At 57.4% G+C, this 18,546-nt stretch carries 20 protein-coding genes; 15 read left to right on the top strand and 5 right to left on the bottom strand.

All coding sequences use genetic code 11. The features are described from left to right. Nucleotides 1-216 precede the first annotated feature (216 nt). On the top strand, nucleotides 217-600 hold the full coding sequence (gene grcA, locus ABLU73_RS13855; RefSeq protein ID WP_154981881.1) for an autonomous glycyl radical cofactor GrcA: 384 nt from the start codon (nucleotides 217-219) through the stop codon (nucleotides 598-600). A gap of 45 nt (nucleotides 601-645) precedes the next feature. Here the strand turns inward: grcA and srmB are convergent, their stop codons facing one another. Next, nucleotides 646-1,977, bottom strand: a complete 1,332-nt coding sequence (srmB, locus tag ABLU73_RS13850; RefSeq protein WP_004201817.1) for an ATP-dependent RNA helicase SrmB — start codon at nucleotides 1,975-1,977, stop codon at nucleotides 646-648. 131 nt (nucleotides 1,978-2,108) lie between these two features. Between srmB and ABLU73_RS13845 the strand changes: the two genes are divergently transcribed. After that, nucleotides 2,109-2,846, top strand: coding sequence for a tRNA1(Val) (adenine(37)-N6)-methyltransferase (locus ABLU73_RS13845; protein ID WP_017900411.1), 738 nt, complete (start codon nucleotides 2,109-2,111; stop codon nucleotides 2,844-2,846). Here the strand turns inward: ABLU73_RS13845 and nadB are convergent. After that, nucleotides 2,831-4,450 (bottom strand): L-aspartate oxidase, encoded by a 1,620-nt coding sequence (gene nadB / locus ABLU73_RS13840; protein ID WP_017900412.1) that lies wholly within the window; start codon nucleotides 4,448-4,450, stop codon nucleotides 2,831-2,833. The genes ABLU73_RS13845 and nadB overlap by 16 nt on opposite strands. A 420-nt stretch (nucleotides 4,451-4,870) precedes the next feature. Here nadB and rpoE point away from each other — a divergent pair, with 420 nt between their 5' ends. The 11 genes from rpoE (at nucleotide 4,871) to acpS (ending at nucleotide 14,240) form a co-directional block, all read left to right on the top strand. After that, nucleotides 4,871-5,446, top strand: a complete 576-nt coding sequence (gene rpoE / locus ABLU73_RS13835) for an RNA polymerase sigma factor RpoE (RefSeq protein ID WP_002914074.1) — start codon at nucleotides 4,871-4,873, stop codon at nucleotides 5,444-5,446. Between the two features lie 32 nt (nucleotides 5,447-5,478). Beyond that, nucleotides 5,479-6,129 (top strand): anti-sigma-E factor RseA, encoded by a 651-nt coding sequence (gene rseA, locus ABLU73_RS13830; RefSeq protein WP_004201820.1) that lies wholly within the window; start codon nucleotides 5,479-5,481, stop codon nucleotides 6,127-6,129. Then, nucleotides 6,129-7,085: a sigma-E factor regulatory protein RseB gene (gene rseB / locus ABLU73_RS13825; RefSeq protein WP_004201821.1), complete on the top strand. Its 957-nt coding sequence runs from the start codon at nucleotides 6,129-6,131 to the stop codon at nucleotides 7,083-7,085. Before rseA ends, rseB begins: the two co-directional genes overlap by 1 nt. Then, the gene (rseC, locus tag ABLU73_RS13820) at nucleotides 7,082-7,561 is read left to right on the top strand and encodes a SoxR-reducing system protein RseC (protein ID WP_004201822.1); all 480 of its coding nucleotides are present in this window, start codon (nucleotides 7,082-7,084) and stop codon (nucleotides 7,559-7,561) included. The genes rseB and rseC overlap by 4 nt, the downstream gene beginning before the upstream one ends. Before the next feature lie 185 nt (nucleotides 7,562-7,746). Continuing rightward, nucleotides 7,747-9,546 (top strand): translation elongation factor 4, encoded by a 1,800-nt coding sequence (gene lepA / locus ABLU73_RS13815; RefSeq protein WP_004201823.1) that lies wholly within the window; start codon nucleotides 7,747-7,749, stop codon nucleotides 9,544-9,546. A gap of 15 nt (nucleotides 9,547-9,561) precedes the next feature. Then, on the top strand, nucleotides 9,562-10,536 hold the full coding sequence (lepB, locus tag ABLU73_RS13810) for a signal peptidase I (RefSeq protein WP_004201827.1): 975 nt from the start codon (nucleotides 9,562-9,564) through the stop codon (nucleotides 10,534-10,536). A 249-nt stretch (nucleotides 10,537-10,785) separates the two neighbouring features. Beyond that, the gene (gene rnc, locus ABLU73_RS13805) at nucleotides 10,786-11,466 is read left to right on the top strand and encodes a ribonuclease III (RefSeq protein WP_002914065.1); all 681 of its coding nucleotides are present in this window, start codon (nucleotides 10,786-10,788) and stop codon (nucleotides 11,464-11,466) included. Further along, nucleotides 11,463-12,368 carry a GTPase Era gene (gene era, locus ABLU73_RS13800; protein WP_017900415.1) on the top strand — a complete coding sequence of 302 codons (906 nt, stop codon included), beginning with the start codon at nucleotides 11,463-11,465 and terminating at the stop codon, nucleotides 12,366-12,368. Before rnc ends, era begins: the two co-directional genes overlap by 4 nt. 11 nt (nucleotides 12,369-12,379) lie before the next feature. Then, a complete protein-coding gene (gene recO, locus ABLU73_RS13795; protein ID WP_004201833.1) occupies nucleotides 12,380-13,117 on the top strand; it encodes a DNA repair protein RecO in 738 nt (245 codons plus the stop codon). A gap of 11 nt (nucleotides 13,118-13,128) precedes the next feature. Beyond that, nucleotides 13,129-13,860, top strand: coding sequence for a pyridoxine 5'-phosphate synthase (gene pdxJ / locus ABLU73_RS13790; RefSeq protein WP_017900416.1), 732 nt, complete (start codon nucleotides 13,129-13,131; stop codon nucleotides 13,858-13,860). Next, nucleotides 13,860-14,240, top strand: a complete 381-nt coding sequence (gene acpS, locus ABLU73_RS13785; RefSeq protein ID WP_004201835.1) for a holo-ACP synthase — start codon at nucleotides 13,860-13,862, stop codon at nucleotides 14,238-14,240. Before pdxJ ends, acpS begins: the two co-directional genes overlap by 1 nt. A 12-nt stretch (nucleotides 14,241-14,252) precedes the next feature. Here acpS and ABLU73_RS13780 read toward each other — a convergent pair whose 3' ends face one another. Together ABLU73_RS13780 and ABLU73_RS13775 are read right to left on the bottom strand one after the other, a co-directional pair. Next, the gene (locus tag ABLU73_RS13780) at nucleotides 14,253-14,513 is read right to left on the bottom strand and encodes a YfhL family 4Fe-4S dicluster ferredoxin (protein WP_004144350.1); all 261 of its coding nucleotides are present in this window, start codon (nucleotides 14,511-14,513) and stop codon (nucleotides 14,253-14,255) included. A gap of 56 nt (nucleotides 14,514-14,569) precedes the next feature. Then, nucleotides 14,570-15,418, bottom strand: coding sequence for a MurR/RpiR family transcriptional regulator (locus tag ABLU73_RS13775; protein ID WP_048325378.1), 849 nt, complete (start codon nucleotides 15,416-15,418; stop codon nucleotides 14,570-14,572). Between the two features lie 211 nt (nucleotides 15,419-15,629). Between ABLU73_RS13775 and yfhb the strand changes: the two genes are divergently transcribed. Continuing rightward, a complete protein-coding gene (yfhb, locus tag ABLU73_RS13770; RefSeq protein ID WP_017900418.1) occupies nucleotides 15,630-16,265 on the top strand; it encodes a phosphatidylglycerophosphatase C in 636 nt (211 codons plus the stop codon). 62 nt (nucleotides 16,266-16,327) lie between these two features. Continuing rightward, a complete protein-coding gene (tadA, locus tag ABLU73_RS13765) occupies nucleotides 16,328-16,837 on the top strand; it encodes a tRNA adenosine(34) deaminase TadA (protein ID WP_023318886.1) in 510 nt (169 codons plus the stop codon). Here tadA and mltF read toward each other — a convergent pair. After that, nucleotides 16,834-18,450, bottom strand: a complete 1,617-nt coding sequence (gene mltF / locus ABLU73_RS13760) for a membrane-bound lytic murein transglycosylase MltF (protein WP_004201842.1) — start codon at nucleotides 18,448-18,450, stop codon at nucleotides 16,834-16,836. The two genes, tadA and mltF, sit on opposite strands and share 4 nt — an antisense overlap. Nucleotides 18,451-18,546: the final 96 nt, after the last annotated feature.

The raw sequence follows: 18,546 nt of genomic DNA, 5'->3' as shown, positions 1-18,546 counted from the left end.
ATTGAAAATTTACAAAATTATTTATAGCAGCGCATGGCGTAACTTGATGTAAAACAATAAAATCCTTGCATACCCACTTAGAGTGAGTGGTTTTTATTGATTTACATCAAAGAATGCCGAGGGTACGGCTGATATATATACACTCATACAACAATGGTTTTACCAATTGGCCGCGAAGAGGCCAAAATCGAATAAACACTGCCTGGGAGGCATCAAATGATTACTGGTATCCAAATTACTAAAGCGGCAAACGACGACCTGCTGAACTCTTTGTGGCTGCTGGATAGCGAAAAAGGCGAAGCGCGCTGCCTGTGCGCCAAAGGTGGTTTTGCGGAAGATGACGTGGTGGCGGTCAGCAAACTGGGTGAAATCGAATACCGTGAAATCCCGGTAGACGTGAAACCAGAAGTTCGCGTGGAAGGCGGTCAGCACCTGAACGTTAACGTGCTGCGTCGTGAAACTCTGCTGGACGCGGTTGAGCATCCGGAAAAATATCCGCAGCTGACCATTCGTGTTTCTGGCTACGCGGTGCGCTTCAACTCCCTGACGCCGGAACAGCAGCGCGACGTTATCGCTCGTACCTTTACCGAAAGCCTGTAAGGCTAACGCCAGATGTGAAAACGCCGGGATAACCCGGCGTTTTTTTTACTCTTCGTTGGGCGCTGATGGCGTCCCGGCTGCGCTTGGTTTCCGGCGCTTACCGATATTTTTTGTATCGCGGTGGCGCTTTTTCACCCGCGGCTTTTCTTTTTCTTTCTCTTTTTTCTCGGCGCGTTTCGCCAGCACTTTCTTCGATGGTTTACCGGTCAGCTTCTCGCTTGGCGCGCGGGTTTTTGGTCGCAATTCATCAATCACCCGAGCTTTCAGCGGTTCTTCAACGTAGCGGCCGATCTTGCCCAGCAACAGGTGGTCGTGCGCTTCAACCAGCGAAATCGCGGTGCCTTTCTTACCTGCACGCCCGGTACGACCGATACGGTGCAGATAGATGTCGGCGGTGCGCGGCATATCGAAGTTAAAGACGTGGCTGACGTCCGGAATATCGATACCGCGGGCGGCGACGTCGGTAGCGATCAGCACGTTTACGCGGCCATCGGTCAGACGCTTGATGGCTTCGTTACGCTTGGCCTGCACCATCTCGCCTTCCAGCCAGCAGGTGTTAATCCCGGCTTCACGCAGCCAGTTGGCCAGCTCATGCACGCGCTCGCGCTTGCGCACAAAGACGATAGCGCGGGTAGCTTCCGGCTGTTGCAGCAGATTCACCAGCAGTTTGGTTTTATGTTCGATATCGTCAGCGCGGTAGTACCATTGATGGATTTTCTTGCGCTCGCGAGTCGACGGGTTAGCGGAAACTTCAACCGGCTCCTCCAGAAGACGTTCGGCGAAGTCTTTGATCGCATCGCCTTCGAGCGTCGCGGAGAACAGCATGGTCTGCTTGCGCCAGCGGGTTTCACCGGCGATGGTTTCGATATCCTGCGCAAAGCCCATGTCCAGCATGCGGTCGGCTTCATCGAGGATTAGGGTCTCGACGGCGCGGCAGTCGAAGTTCTCTTCTTTTATATACTGCAGCAGGCGACCAGTGGTGGCGACCACGATGTCCTGGTTTTCGCTGAACACTTCCGCGTGGTTCATGTAGGCTACGCCGCCGGTAATGGTGGCGATATCCAGATGGGTATGCTTTGCCAGCTCGCGGGCGTGGTCAGCCACCTGCATCGCCAGCTCGCGGGTCGGCGTCAGGATAAGAATACGCGGCGGGCCGGATTTCTTACGCGGGAAATCGAGCAGGTGCTGCAACGCTGGCAGCAGATACGCCGCCGTTTTACCAGTGCCGGTCGGCGCTGAACCGAGGATGTCACGGCCATCGAGCGCAGGCGGAATAGCGGCGGCCTGAATGGCTGTCGGGCGAGTGAAACCTTTATCCTGGAGGGCCTCCAGCAGGTTTTCGTCGAGTTCAAGTTCGGAAAAAGTCGTTACAGTCATGTTCTACCTCTGAGTGGGCCGCCGATTATAGACGTTACTGACGTAATGTTCATCTGTTTGTAAGGCTATCTGTTCTCCGGTATTGTGCATAGCCTTACGTTCAGGAGTTTTTGTCGGCAAGGTTATTGAGGATGTCTCAGTCGAAGTTTGCGCTGCCGCGCAATGGTTTTACCTTCAAACAGTTTTTTATCGCCCACGATCGTTGCGCGATGAAGGTGGGTACCGACGGCATTTTGCTCGGCGCCTGGGCGCCGATTGCCGGGGTGAAGCATGTGCTGGATATTGGCGCGGGCAGCGGCCTGCTGGCGCTAATGCTCGCCCAGCGTACCGGCGATGATGTATGTGTCGATGCGGTTGAACTGGACGCAGAGGCCGCCGCCCAGGCGCAGGAAAATGCTCTCGCGTCGCCATGGGCTGCGCGGGTTGAGGTCTGTCAGGCCGATATTCATCAGTGGCAGCCGCCGCAGACCCGACGCTATCAACTGATAATCAGTAACCCGCCCTTTTTTGCGGAAGGGGTGCCTTGCGCCACCTCGCAGCGGGAGCAGGCGCGGTATACCACTACGCTCGATCACGCTTCTCTGCTGACCTGCGCCGCTGAACATATCACCGAAGAAGGCTTTTTTTGCGTGGTGCTGCCGGTAGATATCGGTAATGCGTTTATCGAACGGGCAACCGCGATGGGCTGGCACCTGCGACTGCGCACTGACGTGGCGGAGACCGAGCTGCGGCCGCCGCACCGGGTGCTGCTGGCTTTCTCCCCGACGGCGGGGGAGTGTTTCAGCGACAGGCTGGCGATTCGCGGGCCAGAGCAGCAGTATTCTGAAGGCTTTACCGCTCTGACCGAGGATTTTTATCTCTTTATGTGAGCCAGGGGCGACAGTATCGACGGGCCGCTGTTCGGCAGCGGCTGCGGATAGTCGAGGGTGTAATGCAGACCGCGGCTCTCTTTGCGCAACATCGCGCAGCGTACGATAAGCTCCGCCACCTGCACCAGATTGCGCAGCTCCAGCAGATTATTCGAGACGCGGAAGCGGGCGTAATATTCATCCAGCTCCTGCTGCAGCATGGTAATGCGCCGCAGGGCGCGCTCCAGCCTGCGGGTGGTGCGCACAATCCCCACGTAATCCCACATCAGCAGCCGCAGTTCGTGCCAGTTATGCTGGATAACCACCAGTTCATCCGGGATCTCCACCTGACTTTCATCCCACGCCGGCAGGGTGCTAACCTTCTGGGCCAGCGGCAGGCGTCGGGCAATATCTTCCGCGGCGGACCAGCCGTAAACCAGGCACTCCAGCAGCGAGTTCGAGGCCATACGGTTCGCGCCGTGCAGCCCGGTATAGCTGACTTCGCCGATAGCGTATAACCCATCGACGTCGGTGCGGCCATTATCATCCACCATCACGCCGCCGCAGGTGTAATGTGCGGCAGGGACGACCGGCACCGGATCTTTGGTTAAATCAATTCCCAGGCCGAGCAGCTTCTCGTAAATCATCGGGAAGTGCTGGCGAACAAACGCCTCGGGTTTATGGCTGATATCAAGGAACATACAGTCCACGCCAAGGCGCTTCATCTCATGATCGATGGCGCGGGCGACGATATCGCGTGGGGCCAGCTCGCCGCGCTCGTCAAAGTCCGGCATAAAGCGGGTACCGTCCGGGCGTTTAAGGTGGGCGCCTTCGCCGCGCAGCGCTTCGGTAAGCAGGAAGTTGCGCGCCTGCGGATGATACAGCGCGGTGGGGTGAAACTGATTAAATTCCAGATTCGCCACCCGGCAGCCCGCCCGCCAGGCCATCGCGATACCGTCTCCGGAAGAGACGTCGGGGTTAGTGGTGTATTGATAAACCTTGGCCGCTCCGCCGGTGGCGAGCACCACCGCCTTCGCGCTGCAGGTTTCCACGCGCTCTTTATTGCGGTTCCAGATCCACGCCCCGACCACCCGGCGCGTGCCTGGCAAGCCAATCTTATCCGATACGATCAAGTCGACGGCATTGCTGCGCTCAAGGATGCGGATATTGGGGTGGGCGAGGGCTTTATCGACCAGCGTCGTCTCCACCGCTTTGCCGGTAGCGTCGGCGGCGTGGAGAATGCGCCGATGGCTGTGGCCCCCTTCGCGCGTGAGATGATAGCTCTCTTCGCCATTGGCCTGGACCTGAGTGTCAAACAATACGCCCTGATCGATAAGCCACTGGACGCATGATCTGGCATTGCTGGCGACGAAGGTGACCGCATGGCGATCGCATAACCCTGCGCCGGCAATCAGGGTATCTTCGACATGGGATTCAATACTGTCCGTCTCGTCGAAAACGGCGGCAATCCCGCCCTGGGCATAGAACGTGGAACCTTCGCTGATCGGCCCTTTACTCAGCACGGTCACCGAACTGTGCTCTGCCAGGCGCAGCGCAAGGGAGAGGCCGGCAGCGCCGCTGCCGATAATCAACACATCACAAGAGAAGTCAGGAGTGGTATTCATTGTCTTTGTTTAATTTACTAAACACATTTAGCTCACAATAGCACCAGCTCGTGAGGAATCGTACATTTTTTTTGGCGGGCGTTGTGACGGCTAAACAGCAGGCGAGCGGAAACGGTCTGGAGCACGGCGAAAATGAGACGCGTGGCAGGTTGATAGCATTGGATTTTATAGTGAAATAAACGCCGTGTTACGATACCCTTCAGACGGGCCTGCGCTTTTTCTTATTGACTAACCTATCGTTTAGCAACCAGGGCATATAATGATTGATAACGATCTGCCGCCGTTGCCAGACAAAAAACAAAAAGCGTAACGGAACTTTATTGTTTTCATACACTCCAACAGTCAGCTTGCTCATAATGCAGATTTTGGGTGGTGTTTTGAAGACGCATGGGAATTGGGTTTGGGGAGACATTACCTCGGATGAGCGAGCAGTTAACGGATCAGGTCCTTGTTGAACGGGTCCAGAAAGGAGATCAGAAAGCGTTTAATTTGCTGGTAGTGCGCTATCAGCATAAGGTCGCGAGCCTGGTTTCCCGCTATGTACCGCCGGGCGATATCGCTGACGTCGTTCAGGAATCGTTCGTTAAGGCATGGCGTGCGCTGGACTCTTTCCGGGGAGATAGCGCTTTTTACACCTGGTTATACCGTATCGCCGTCAATACGGCGAAGAATTATCTGGTTGCTCAGGGACGCCGTCCGCCGTCCAGCGATGTTGACGCCAACGAGGCGGAAAACTTCGAAAGCGGCGGAGCGTTGAAAGAAATTTCGAACCCTGAGAACTTAATGTTGTCAGAAGAACTGAGACAAATAGTTTTTCGTACCATTGAATCGCTCCCGGAAGATTTACGCATGGCAATTACGTTACGGGAGCTGGATGGCCTGAGCTATGAAGAGATAGCCGCTATCATGGATTGTCCGGTTGGGACGGTGCGTTCGCGTATCTTCCGGGCGCGAGAAGCTATTGATAATAAAGTTCAACCGCTTATCAGGCGTTGACGATAGCGGAATACTGGAAAAGGGTATCAGGCATGCAGAAAGAAAAACTTTCGGCTTTAATGGATGGTGAAACGCTGGATAACGAACTGCTCAACGAGCTGAGTCGTTCTTCTGAGATGCAAAAAACCTGGGAGAGTTACCACCTTATCCGCGATACGCTGCGTGGCGATACCGCAGAGGTGCTGCAATTTGATATCTCCGCCCGGGTGATGGCCGCCATTGAAAATGAGCCCGTTCGTCAGACGGCGCCGCTTATTCCTGAATCTCAGCCCGCACCACACCAGTGGCGGCAGATGCCGTTCTGGAACAAAGTGCGTCCGTGGGCCAGCTCACTAACCCAGATGGGCGTTGCCGCCTGCGTATCGCTTGCGGTTATCGTCGGCGTCCAGCACTATAATGGGCAGTCTGATGCCGCTCAGCAGCCAGAGGCGCCGGTGTTCAATACGCTGCCAATGATGGGTAAAGCGAGCCCGGTAAGTCTTGGCGTACCGGCTGACGCATCAGCAGGTAGCGGCCAGCAGGCTCAGGTCCAGGAACAGCGCCGGCGGATTAACGCCATGCTGCAGGACTACGAACTGCAGCGCCGCCTGCACGCTGAGCAGCTTCAGTTTGGCCAGGCCCAGACTCAGCAGGCCGCAGTCCAGGTGCCGGGTTATCAAACTTTAGGAACGCAATCGCAGTAATGAAGCAACTTTGGTGTGCCATGTCGCTCATGGCAGGCAGTCTGTTGTTCTCTGTCAACGCCTCGGCTGATACATCGTCCGGGGCGTTGTTGCAGCAGATGAACCTGGCCAGCCAGTCCCTCAACTATGAGCTCTCGTTCGTCAGCATCAGCAAACAAGGCGTTGAGTCGCTGCGCTATCGTCACGCGCGACTGAACAATCAACCGCTGGCGCAGCTTCTGCAGCTGGACGGTCCGCGCCGGGAAGTGGTCCTGCGCGGTACGGAAATCAGCTATTTTGAACCCGGCCTCGATCCTTTCACCCTGAACGGCGACTATATCGTCGATTCGCTGCCGTCGTTGGTTTACAGCGATTTCAAACGTCTCAGCGCAGCCTATGATTTTATCTCCGTGGGCCGTACCCGTATCGCCGACCGCCTCTGCGACGTGATCCGCGTCGTGGCTCGCGACGGCACGCGCTATAGCTTTATCGCCTGGCTGGACGCTGAGACTAAGCTGCCGCTGCGCGTTGATTTACTCGACCGCGACGGTGAAACACTGGAGCAGTTCCGGGTCGTCTCTTTCAACGTTGGTGATAACGTTAGCGCCAGCATGGAGACGCTGGCAAAAGCGAATTTGCCGCCGCAGCTGTCGGTGCCTGAAGGGGGCGACAAAGCCAACTTCAACTGGGCGCCGACGTGGCTCCCTCAGGGCATGACTGAGGTTTCCAGCAGCCAGCGTCGTCTACCCACCTTTGATGGTCCGGTAGAATCACGTCTCTATTCCGACGGCTTGTTCAGCTTCTCGATCAATATCAACCGCGCCACCGCGGCCAGCAGCGACCAGCTGTTGCGCACCGGCCGACGCACCGTCAGCACGACGGTACGCGATAACGCGGAGATCACCGTGGTGGGCGAACTGCCGCCGCAGACGGCGAAGCGTATCTCAGACAGCATTAAATTCAAGGCAGTACAATGATCAAAGAGTGGGCCACCGTGGTTTCCTGGCATAACGGCGTGGCGCAGGTGCACTGCGACGTTAAAGCCTCCTGCAGCAGTTGCGCCTCCCGCGCCGGCTGCGGCAGCCGGGTATTAAACAAGCTGGGGCCGCAGACCAGCCATACCATCAGCGTGCCCTGCGAGCAGCCGTTGACGGCGGGGCAAAAAGTGGAGCTGGGGATCGCCGAGAGCAGTCTGCTGGGTTCGGCGCTGTTGGTCTACATGGCGCCGCTGGTGGGGCTGTTTGTGATGGCGTCGATTTTCCAGGTGCTGTTTGCCAGCGATATCGCGTCACTTTGCGGCGCGCTGCTGGGCGGCGTCGGCGGGTTCCTGGTGGCGCGCGGTCTGTCGCCGCAGCTGGCAGCGCGCCAGTCGTGGCAGCCGGTGATCCTGAGCGTCGCGTTGCCGCCGGATCTGGTGCGTATCGAAACGCCTTCCTCCGACATGGGTCAGTGATTTCACTGGCCCTTATCTTTATTTACCCTTCCTGTTACAACGCCACAATTTCTGCGGTTATGCTGGATCTAACAGCATTTCCTGGTTTCAAGGATGTAGTGTAGAATGCGGCGTTTTCGGATTAAAAAACGTCAGGCACAGTACAGCGGCCTCATGATACTCGTAAGGCATAATTAACTCTAAATATGAAGAATATACGTAACTTTTCGATCATCGCTCACATCGACCACGGTAAGTCGACGCTGTCTGACCGTATCATCCAGATTTGCGGTGGCCTTTCTGATCGTGAAATGGAAGCCCAGGTTCTGGACTCCATGGATCTTGAGCGCGAACGCGGGATCACTATCAAGGCGCAGAGCGTCACCCTGGACTATAAGGCCAACGACGGTGAGACCTATCAGCTGAACTTTATCGACACCCCGGGCCACGTGGACTTCTCCTATGAAGTCTCCCGTTCCCTCGCCGCGTGCGAAGGCGCGCTGCTGGTGGTTGACGCCGGGCAGGGCGTAGAAGCCCAGACCCTGGCCAACTGCTACACCGCCATGGAGATGGACCTGGAGGTCGTTCCGGTACTCAACAAGATCGACCTGCCTGCGGCCGACCCTGAGCGCGTAGCGGACGAGATTGAAGATATCGTCGGGATCGATGCCCATGATGCGGTGCGCTGCTCGGCGAAAACCGGCGTCGGCGTGACCGACGTGCTGGAGCGTCTGGTGCGCGATATTCCGCCGCCGGAAGGCGATCCGGACGCGCCGCTGCAGGCGCTGATTATCGACTCCTGGTTCGATAACTACCTCGGCGTGGTGTCGCTGGTGCGGATTAAAAACGGCACCATGCGCAAGGGCGATAAGATCAAGGTCATGAGCACCGGCCAGGTCTATAACGCCGACCGTCTGGGCATCTTTACCCCGAAACAGGTTGACCGTACCGAGCTGAAATGCGGCGAGGTTGGCTGGCTGGTCTGCGCGATCAAAGACATCCTCGGCGCGCCGGTGGGCGATACCCTGACCGCCGCCCGCAACCCGGCAGACAAAGCGCTGCCTGGCTTTAAGAAGGTGAAACCGCAGGTGTATGCCGGCCTGTTCCCGGTGAGCTCCGATGATTATGAAGCTTTCCGCGACGCGCTGGGCAAACTGAGCCTCAACGACGCCTCTCTGTTCTACGAGCCGGAAAGTTCTACCGCGCTGGGCTTCGGCTTCCGCTGCGGCTTCCTCGGCCTGCTGCACATGGAGATCATTCAGGAGCGTCTGGAGCGTGAATACGATCTCGACCTGATCACCACCGCGCCGACGGTAGTTTACGAAGTGGAGACCACCTCCAAAGAAGTTATCTACGTCGACAGCCCGTCCAAGCTGCCGCCGCTGAATAATATTCAGGAGCTGCGCGAGCCGATCGCCGAGTGTCACATGCTGCTGCCGCAGGAGTTCCTCGGCAACGTGATCACTCTGTGTGTGGAGAAACGTGGTGTGCAGACCAACATGGTTTACCACGGTAAACAGGTGGCGCTGACCTACGAAATCCCGATGGCGGAAGTGGTGCTCGACTTCTTCGACCGTCTGAAGTCTACCTCCCGCGGCTATGCGTCGCTGGACTACAACTTCAAACGCTTCCAGGCGTCGAACATGGTACGCGTCGATGTGCTGATCAACGGCGAGCGCGTCGATGCGCTGGCGCTGATCACCCACAACGATAACGCGCCGTATCGCGGCCGCGAGCTGGTGGAAAAGATGAAAGATCTTATTCCGCGTCAGCAGTTCGACATCGCGATTCAGGCGGCCATCGGCAACCACATCATCGCGCGCTCTACCGTGAAACAGCTGCGTAAAAACGTGCTGGCGAAATGCTACGGCGGTGACGTCAGCCGTAAGAAAAAGCTGCTGCAGAAGCAGAAAGAAGGTAAGAAGCGTATGAAGCAGGTCGGTAACGTTGAACTGCCGCAGGAAGCGTTCCTCGCCATTCTGCACGTTGGTAAAGACGGCAAATAACCCTAAGGAGTTGGCATGGCGAACATGTTTGCCCTGATCCTGGTGATTGCAACCCTGGTGACGGGCGTTTTATGGTGCCTGGACAAGTTCATTTTTGCACCGAAACGTCGTGAGCGTCAGGCCGCTGCTCAGGCAGCGACCGGCGAGCAGCTGGACAAAAAGACGTTGAAGAAAGTCGGCCCGAAACCGGGCTGGCTGGAAACCGGCGCATCGGTTTTCCCGGTGCTGGCGATCGTTCTGGTGGTACGTTCATTCATTTATGAGCCGTTCCAGATCCCATCCGGTTCGATGATGCCGACTCTGCTGATTGGCGATTTCATCCTGGTGGAGAAATTTGCCTACGGCATTAAAGATCCTATCTACCAGAAAACGCTGATCGAGACGGGTCATCCGAAGCGCGGCGACATCGTGGTGTTTAAATATCCGGAAGACCCGCGCCTGGACTACATCAAGCGCGCGGTGGGGCTACCGGGGGATAAGGTCACCTACGATCCGATTGCCAAGCAGGTCACTATTCAGCCGGGCTGTAGCTCCGGACAGGCCTGCGGCAACGCGCTGCCGGTGACTTACTCCAACGTGGAGCCGAGCGATTTCGTTCAGACTTTCTCCCGCAGCAACGGCGGCGAGGCGAGCAGCGGTTTCTGGCAGCTGCCGAAGGGCGAAACCAAAGCCGACGGCATTCGCCTCACCGAGCGTCAGGAGACGTTGGGCGACGTCACGCATCGTATTCTGATGGTGCCGATTGCTCAGGATCAGGCTGGCATGTATTACCATCAGAGCGGTCTGCCGCTGGCCACCTGGATTGTGCCGCCGGGTCAGTACTTCATGATGGGCGACAACCGGGATAACAGCGCCGACAGCCGTTACTGGGGCTTTGTGCCGGAAGCAAACCTGGTCGGAAAAGCCACCGCTATCTGGATGAGTTTTGAAAAGCAGGAAGGTGAATGGCCGACCGGTGTGCGGTTATCGCGCATTGGTGGAATTCATTAATTTCATCTGCTGAATTCACGCCGCTGCTGTTATCGCAGCGGCGTGAATTATTTAGTATTTAAATCCATTCAAACTAACGACATCCCGTGTCGTTGCGTATAGAATATCCCCCCGAAGTTTTTGGTTGTCGCTCTGCCGGGTGACACTGCACACGAAAGCGTATTGGTCTGTTTCAACTTCCTGTTTGAAGCGTATGCTCAGGTCGGTTTCGTGTGCTGCATCTTTGACGCATTCATTTATTGGTAACGCATGAACCCCATCGTAATTAATCGGCTTCAACGAAAGCTGGGCTACACTTTTCATCATCAGGAGCTGTTGCAACAGGCATTAACTCACCGCAGTGCCAGCAGCAAACATAATGAGCGCCTGGAATTTTTAGGCGACTCCATTTTAAGTTTCGTGATCGCTAACGCGCTGTATCATCGCTTTCCTCGCGTGGATGAAGGCGACATGAGCCGTATGCGCGCGACGCTGGTGCGCGGCAACACGCTGGCGGAAATCGCCCGCGAGTTTGAGCTGGGCGAATGCTTGCGCCTCGGGCCGGGCGAACTGAAAAGCGGCGGTTTCCGTCGCGAATCGATTCTCGCGGACACCGTTGAAGCGTTAATTGGCGGGGTTTTCCTCGACAGCGATATTCAGAACGTTGAACGCTTAATTCTCTCCTGGTACCAGACTCGTCTGGACGAAATCAGCCCGGGCGATAAGCAAAAGGATCCGAAGACGCGTCTGCAGGAGTATCTGCAGGGTCGTCATCTGCCGCTGCCGTCCTACCTGGTGGTCCAGGTGCGCGGCGAAGCGCACGATCAGGAATTTACTATCCACTGCCAGGTCAGTGGCCTGAGTGAACCGGTGGTTGGCACAGGTTCCAGCCGTCGTAAGGCGGAGCAGGCTGCCGCCGAACAGGCGCTGAAAAAGCTGGAGCTGGAATGAGCGAAGAAAAAAGTTATTGTGGGTTTGTCGCCATCGTGGGTCGTCCAAACGTTGGCAAATCCACGCTGTTGAATAAGCTGCTTGGGCAGAAGATCTCGATCACCTCCCGTAAAGCGCAGACCACCCGTCACCGCATCGTCGGCATCCATACCGAAGGGCCGTATCAGGCGATTTACGTCGATACTCCGGGCCTGCATATGGAAGAGAAGCGCGCCATTAACCGCCTGATGAACAAAGCGGCCAGCAGCTCGATTGGCGATGTTGAACTGGTCATCTTCGTGGTGGAAGGCACCCGCTGGACGCAGGACGACGAGATGGTGCTCAACAAGCTGCGCGACGCGAAAGCGCCGGTGATCCTCGCGGTCAACAAAGTGGATAACGTGCAGGAAAAAGCGGATCTGTTACCGCACCTGCAGTTCCTCGCCAGCCAGATGAACTTCCTTGATATCGTGCCGATGTCGGCGGAAACGGGGACCAACGTCGACACCATCGCGGCGATCGTGCGTAAGCATCTGCCGGAAGCGATCCATCACTTCCCGGAAGATTATATTACCGATCGTTCCCAGCGCTTTATGGCCTCCGAAATCATCCGTGAAAAACTGATGCGTTTCCTTGGCGCTGAGCTGCCGTACTCCGTCACCGTGGAAATCGAACGTTTTGTGACCAACGAGCGCGGCGGTTACGACATCAACGGCCTGATCCTCGTCGAGCGTGAAGGGCAGAAGAAGATGGTGATTGGCAACAAAGGCGCCAAAATCAAAACCATCGGTATCGAAGCGCGTAAGGACATGCAGGAGATGTTTGAAGCGCCGGTGCACCTCGAGCTGTGGGTTAAAGTGAAATCCGGCTGGGCCGATGACGAGCGCGCCCTGCGCAGTCTCGGTTATGTTGACGACCTCTGAGTTAACGCAACGTGGATGGATGGCAGCGCGCCTTTGTCCTGCATAGCCGACCGTGGAGCGAAACCAGCCTGATGCTGGACGTCTTCACGGAAGAATCCGGTCGCGTGCGCCTGGTTGCCAAGGGCGCACGCTCCAAACGCTCGAATCTTAAAGGCGCTTTACAGCCCTTTACCCCCTTGCTGGTTCGCTTCGGCGGCCGCGGCGAAGTCAAAACCCTGCGCAGCGCGGAAGCTGTCTCGCTGGCGCTGCCGCTCAGCGGCATCACCCTCTACAGCGGTCTTTACGTTAACGAGCTTATCTCCCGTGTGCTGGAGCACGAAACGCGCTTCTCCGAACTCTTTTTTGACTATTTGCACTGCATTCAGGCGCTCGCCGGGGCCAGCGGCTCGCCGGAGCCGGCGCTGCGGCGCTTTGAGCTGGCGCTGCTCGGGCACCTGGGCTATGGCGTGGATTTTCTCCACTGCGCCGGGAGCGGCGAGCCGGTGGACGACACCATGACCTACCGCTATCGCGAAGAAAAAGGCTTTATTGCCAGCCTGGTGATTGATAACAACACGTTTACCGGGCACCATTTGAAAGCGTTGGCGAGTCGCGAGTTTCCTGATGTTGATACGCTGCGCGCCGCGAAGCGCTTTACCCGTATCGCCCTGAAGCCCTATCTCGGCGGCAAACCGCTCAAGAGCCGGGAATTGTTTCGCCAGTTTATGCCCGCGCGAAAGGCGCGAGCGGATAATACGAAGAATGATTAACGAGGATTGTCATGGCTGAATTACTGTTAGGGGTCAATATTGACCATATCGCGACCTTGCGTAACGCCCGCGGCACCGCCTACCCGGATCCGGTTCAGGCGGCTTTCATTGCCGAACAGGCCGGCGCCGACGGCATTACCGTGCATCTGCGCGAAGACCGCCGCCATATCACCGATCGCGATGTGCGTATCCTGCGCCAGACGCTGCACACCCGCATGAATCTTGAAATGGCGGTCACCGAAGAGATGCTGACGATCGCCTGCGAAACCAAACCGCATTTCTGCTGCCTGGTGCCGGAGAAGCGCCAGGAAGTGACCACCGAAGGCGGGCTGGACGTCGCCGGCCAGCGCGACAAGATGCGTGATGCCTGTCAACGCCTGGCGGATGCCGGCATCCTGGTCTCCCTGTTTATCGATGCGGATGAAGCACAAATTAAAGCGGCAGCGGACGTTGGCGCGCCTTATATCGAAATCCATACCGGCTGCTATGCCGATGCTAAAACCGACGCCGAGCAGGCGAAGGAGCTGGAACGCATTGCCAAAGCGGCCGCCTACGCCGCCAGCCTCGGCCTGAAGGTTAATGCGGGTCACGGTCTGACCTATCACAACGTGAAAGCGATTGCCGCGCTGCCGGAAATGCATGAGCTGAATATCGGCCACGCGATTATTGGCCGCGCGGTGATGAGCGGCCTGAAAGAGGCGGTCGCGGAAATGAAGCGTCTGATGCTGGAAGCGCGCGGCTAATGGCCATTCTCGGGCTGGGTACCGACATCGTCGAGATCGCCCGCATCGAAGCGGTGATCGCCCGCAGCGGCGATCGCCTTGCCCGCCGGGTGCTGAGCGACCATGAATGGAGTATCTGGGAGCAGCATCAGCAGCCGGTGCGTTTCCTGGCGAAACGCTTTGCGGTCAAGGAAGCGGCGGCGAAAGCGCTGGGGACCGGGATCCGCAACGGGCTGGCCTTTAATCAGTTCGAAGTTTACAACGATGAGCTGGGCAAGCCGAAGCTGCGGCTATGGGGTGAGGCGCAACGGCTGGCGGAACGGTTGGGGGTGAGCCATATTCATGTCACGCTCGCCGATGAGCGCCATTACGCCTGCGCCACGGTGATTGTCGAAAGCTAAGCGCGACGGCGGTTAAATTTTATCCGCGTGGTGCATCAGGACGAATTTATCCCACAGCTGTTCTTCACTCTCGACGTGTGCCGGATCTTTCAGAATAGTATTCGGGATCGGGCACACCTTCTGGCAGGTGGGCGTATCGTAATGGCCCACGCATTCGGTGCAGCGGTCGCTGTTAATTTCATAAATGCTGTCACCCATCGAAATGGCCTCATTGGGGCACTCCGGCTCGCACATATCGCAGTTGATGCATTTTTTGGTAATTAACAGCGCCATCAGGAAAATCTCAGAAACAACACAAACAGGGCGGGCATTATACGCCCATTTTCTGCTCAGACCAGCTTTTTCACCAGCGCTTCGCTATGGCGAATGCGCTCCGGCGCCCGCTCCAGATCCTGCTGCACCAGCCCCATAAACAGCAGGTCGGTGAGCATCATTTGCGCGCTGGTAGAAGAGATGGCCGCGCTGCGCGTCGCCTGCTCTTCGGCGATGGTGTACAGGCAGTGGGTCGCCTGCTGCTGCAGGGCGTTAGGGCTAAAGCCGGTGATCGCCAGGATCCTGGAGCCCACGCGCAGCGCTTCACCGGCCGCCATATTGATCTCCCGACGCTCGCCGGAGTAAGAGATCGCCAGCAGCAGATCGTCGCTGGACATGGCCTGCACCGTCGCCAGCAGAGCGTGCATATCCTGCTCAGAGACAGCGTTGACGCCGATCTTCATCAGCTTCCAGCTAAAGTTACGCGCCACCAGGCCGGACGCGCCAATCCCGGTGACGATCACCCGCCGGGCGTTGCGCAGCAGCGTGACGGCTTCCCGCAGCGTCTCTTCAGTGTTGACGTCCAGCGAGGCATGCATGGCGGCGACATTGTCTTTAATGAGTTTCTCGCCCACCAGACGCAGCGGGTCGTCACCGCGAATGTGGTTATGTACCGGGACGGAGTGCGGATCCGGGCTGCTGGCCAGCGCTTCACTCAGCGCCAGCTTCAGCGCCGGGAAGCCTTTGAACCCCAGTTTTTGGGCAAATTTAACCACGCTGGACTGACTCACCCCGGCTTCCGCCGCCAGCTGCTGCGAGCTGAGGTGCCGGGTGTCATCGGGTTGGCTCAGAATAAAATCGGCCAACTTTTTGTCGCTCGCCGCCAGGGTGGGATAGCGCTGACGAATACGCGTTAAACAGTTCATTGGAGCTCCGCTGGAGCCGTCCGGCTCGTGACTGAAAGAATTTTTATTCGATTATAAGGGGTATACCACGAATTAAAAATTCATAAGCCACAATTTTTCCTTCGCCTGCTAATTTAATTCTTCCTTAACGGCAGGGATGTTTTCCCTCTTCATGGCATAAGACTGTTAAGCTTACCCTAACGAGAAGCGAATCCTGAGAGAAGGGGGCAGTTTGCAGCACAGTGAACGGAGAGTGGTGTTTTTCGATCTGGACGGAACCTTGCATCAACAGGATATGTTCGGCAGTTTTCTGCGCTACCTGCTGCGCCATCTGCCGCTGAACCTGCTGCTGGTGGTGGCGATGGGGCCGGCGATCCTTGCCGGGCTGGCGGTGTGCGGGCGGGCGGCGCGCTGGCCGATGAGCCTCCTGCTATGGGCGTCAACCTTTGGCCGTCGCGAGGCGGTACTGAAGCGGCTGGAAGCGGAGTTTGTCGGCTGGTTTCGTCATCATGTGACAGCGTTTCCCGTGGTTCATGCGCGGCTGACGGCCTACCTGACCAGTACCGATGCCGACGTCTGGTTGATCACCGGCTCGCCGCAGTCGCTGGTGGAACAGGTCTATCGCGATACCCTCTGGCTGCCGCGGGTGAATCTGATAGCCAGCCGCACCGCGCGCCGCTGGGGCGGCTGGGTATTGACCCTGCGCTGCCTGGGCCATGAAAAGGTGGTGCAGCTGGAGAAAAAGATTGGCGCACCGCTGCAGCTGTATAGCGGCTATAGCGACAGCGAGCAGGATAACCCGTTGCTCGGCTTTTGCCAGCATCGCTGGCGGGTCACTCCGCAGGGAGAGCTGCAGCAGCTGGAGTAATAGTGTGTAATTGATAGCTCCCATGTATAATGCGCCCCGCTTTTTCTGCTGGAGTGGCCGCTGTGTCTGACCTCGAACTCAATGATGAATACTGGATGCGTCATGCCCTGACGCTGGCGAAGCGCGCCTGGGAAGAGGGTGAGGTACCGGTGGGCGCGGTGCTGGTGCATAACAATCAGGTCATTGGTGAGGGCTGGAACCGGCCGATAGGCCGTCACGACCCTACCGCCCATGCGGAAATTATGGCCTTACGCCAGGGCGGACTGGTGCTGCAAAACTACCGCCTGATCGATGCCACGCTATACGTGACCCTCGAGCCCTGCGTGATGTGCGCGGGGGCGATGGTGCACAGCCGTATCGCCCGCCTGGTGTTTGGCGCCAGGGATGCCAAGACCGGCGCCGCCGGCTCGCTGATGGATGTTCTGCACCACCCGGGAATGAACCATCGGGTTGAGATTAGCGAAGGCGTGCTGGCGGAGTCCTGCTCTGCCATGCTGAGCGACTTCTTCCGCTGGCGGCGGGAAGAGAAAAAAGCGCTGAAGAAAGCCCGGGAGCAGAACGGGGAAAGTTAATACAGGTGGCCCGGGAGTTTCATCCGGGCATTATCCATCTGTTTATCGGCGCGAAACTTGAAAAAGGGCAGGGTGGTCTCCTGCGGCTGTTCGAGCTCATTGGGGAGCACGGCCGGGTAATCTTCCGCCAGGGCCAGCGTTTGCTGCTGCTGGCGCTCCTTCTCTGACAAATAGCCGACAAGGCTTATCTGATATTTGCGGATGTTTTCCACATAGGCGTAGGCCTCATGGCCGCGGGCATAGCCGTATTTTAGTTTGCTGTAATAGGGTTTCTGGCTCAGCAGCGGTAAACGCAGCTTAACGTCCGCCCAGCTGTTAGGATTGCCTTTCTGTTTGCGGGTGAGCGCCATGGCGTCCAGCATATGGGCATAGCCCATATTGTAAGCGGCCAGCGCAAACCAGATGCGTTCATCTTTCGGGATCGAATCCGGCACTTTATCCATCATATCCTGTAGATAGCGCATGCCGCCGTCGATACTCTGCGCCGCATCGGTCCGGTCAGTCAGCCCCAGACTTTGCGCCGTATTGCGCGTGAGCATCATCATGCCGCGCACGCCGGTGGGGGAGGTGGCCTGCGGATCCCAGTGGGATTCCTGCCAGGCAATCGCGGCCAGCAGGCGCCAGTCGATCTCGCGGGCGTACTTTTCAAACAGCGGCTGCACCTCCGGAAGAATGTTTTCCACCGCGCGCAGGAAGGTGCGGGTATCGACGTAATCAAAATCGTTGCCGTGGCCGAGGTACTTCTCCTCCAGGCGCGCCAGGGTGCCGTCTTCATTGATGTTGTTGAAGAAATCAAGCATCGCCGCCGACAGGGAATTATCATCGTCCCGGGCGCTGAACCAGGTGACCGGCTGTTCGTCGGTGATATCGAGGGCTACCGCCAGCTCCGGATGGACGCGCTGAAACAGGCTGACGGCCACCGAGTCGGCGATGGTGTAATCGAGTTTGCCGTCAATCACCGCCTGCATCAGCGCCGTGGTGCCGCGTTTTTCGTCCACGCGCCAGGCAAGATCCGGGTATTTCTCGGCTTTTAAGGTCTGCAGGTCGTTGATCGCCACGTGGCCCGGAGCGATGGCGAGCTGCTCGGCGGTCAGCGCCGCGAGGGTGCGCGGCCGGGTATTGCCGACGCGGTAGACCAGCTGTTGCGAAACAGAATAGTAGGTGGGGCCGGCCTGATAGTTTTTCACCCGCTCCTGGTTATAGACCAGCCCGGCAGCCAGCATATCGGCCTGACCGTCGTCGAGGTCGTCAAACAGCTGGCTGATGTTCTGCCGGACGGTTATCTTAAGCGTCACGCCGAGGTAGTCGGCAAACTGCTTCGCCAGTTCGTAGTCCAGGCCGAACGTTTTATTGTTCATGGTGGCAAAGGTCATCGGCGAGTTGATGGTGCTGATGCGCAGCTCGCCGCGAGCGATAATACCCGCCACCCGGTTCTCGGGTTTACCGGACCAGGGGATCGACGGCCACAGGGCAGCCGCCAGCAAAAGGGTGACAATGCCGATCAGCAGATAATTAATCTTTAATTTTTTCAGCGCGTTAATCTTCTGCAGCTTCAGGTTCCTCAGCAGGCGATGTCCGGAAAAAACGCAAGGTTGTCGTCGAATGAGCGGCATTCTGCTTAAGAATGCGCCAGTTGGCAACTTATTCGCGATAGGCGTCACATTTATTGATAAACAGCATCAATGATTTTATTTCTACGCAAACGGTTT

Origin of the sequence: Klebsiella sp. GG_Kp175 (genome assembly GCF_040062325.1) — a bacterium.
Lineage (GTDB): Bacteria > Pseudomonadota > Gammaproteobacteria > Enterobacterales > Enterobacteriaceae > Klebsiella > Klebsiella quasipneumoniae.
This window is presented reverse-complemented; position numbering and strand designations above follow the sequence as displayed.